The organism is Streptococcus pseudopneumoniae, assembly GCF_001074565.1.
GTDB lineage: Bacteria > Bacillota > Bacilli > Lactobacillales > Streptococcaceae > Streptococcus > Streptococcus pseudopneumoniae_J.
Genome location: NZ_JUQX01000002.1, coordinates 1 through 1437, shown reverse-complemented (window position 1 = coordinate 1437; position 1437 = coordinate 1). Strand labels below are relative to the sequence as shown.

Genomic DNA, 1437 nt, shown 5'->3' with positions numbered 1-1437 from the left:
TGTACTGACCCCAAAAAGTTAGACAATTAATTTATCCAAAGGATTTAGTTCTGTATTGCACAGGGCTAAGTCCTTTTAGTTTTACCTTAATCCGTTTATTATTGTAGTAATCAATATAGTCTACAATAGCTTGTTCCAATTGCTCAAGTGATTTAAACGACTTCTCATAACCATAAAACATCTCAGACTTAAGAATACCAAAGAAGGACTCCATCATACCGTTATCTGGACTGTTTCCTTTACGTGACATGGACGGTTGGATTCCTTTATCCTCTAAAAAACGATGATAATACTGATGTTGATACTGCCATCCTTGATCACTATGGAGGATGGTATTTGTGTAATGTTCCTCTGTAAATGCCTGCTCCAGCATAGCTTTCACTTGTATCAAATTCGGTGACGTAGAAAGATGATAAGCGATAATTTCGCTATTAAAGCCATCTAAAACTGATGATAAGTAGAGCTTTTGACTGCTTGCTGGAATGGCAAACTCTGTCACATCTGTATAGCACTTTTCCATTGGTTTGGCTGCTTCAAACTGGCGTTGAATAAGGTTATCTGCTTTCTTGCCAACTTCTCCTTGATATGAATAATACTTACGTTTACGACGAATTCGAGCACTTAAACCAAGAGCCTTCATCAGACGTTGGACCTTTTTATGGTTCACTACAAAACCACGATTCCTTAATTCGAGTGTTATTCGGCGGTAACCATAATTTCCTTTATGCTCAGTAAAAATAGCTTGAATTTCAGCCTTAATATCATGATTTTTATCGCTTTTATCTAGTTGCTTTAGCTGGTAATAATAGGTTGAACGAGCTAGCTTAATAATCTTTAGAAGAATCTCTAAGGCAAACTCTGTTACTAATCCTTGAACAATTTCTGCTTTTCTTCTTGATCCTTTTCGTCCCTCAATCGGAGTTCTCTCAACTTTTTTAGAATGGCATTCTCCGCTCTCAAATATTCTAATTCTTCCTGAAGTCGCTCTAGCTCTGTCATCTCTTCGGGTCTCTTCTTTGGTTTACGTCCCATTTTAGGCGGTCTCCCTCTTGTTTTCTCAACAATAGTATACCCGTTTTTCTTATATTGTGCTATCCAATTAGGCAACATTCCAACACTTGGAAGAGCATAATCTAGAGACACCCTTATTTGTGAACGACCTTCAAGTAGAACTTTATCAATGATCTCTTGTTTTAGTTCAGGTGAATAGTAACAATTCTTTCCTTTTTTGACGATTTCTATTCCATAACGATCAATCAATTTAATCATGTACTGAAGATTGGGAATTTTTATCCCAAATATATTTGAAAGCTCTTTGAAGCTTCGCCCTTGTTTTCTAAGTTCATAGATCTGAACTTTATCTTTATAAGTTAATTTCATAATAAAAACACCCCAAAAGTTAGATTTTTTTCTGTCTAACTTTTGGGGTGCAGTTCA

The 1437-nt window shown here is 36.0% G+C and carries 1 protein-coding gene; it reads right to left on the bottom strand.

Annotation, left to right across the window (positions count from 1 at the left end; all coding sequences use genetic code 11):
* Positions 1 to 31 precede the first annotated feature (31 nt).
* Positions 32 to 1380, bottom strand: a protein-coding gene (locus tag ADI74_RS10640) for an IS3 family transposase (protein WP_152906297.1) whose coding sequence is annotated in 2 segments (ribosomal slippage) — positions 32 to 948 and positions 948 to 1380 — 1350 coding nt in all. Because the reading frame shifts where the segments join, the coding sequence is not laid out codon by codon here.
* Between the last annotated feature and the right edge of the window lie 57 nt (positions 1381 to 1437).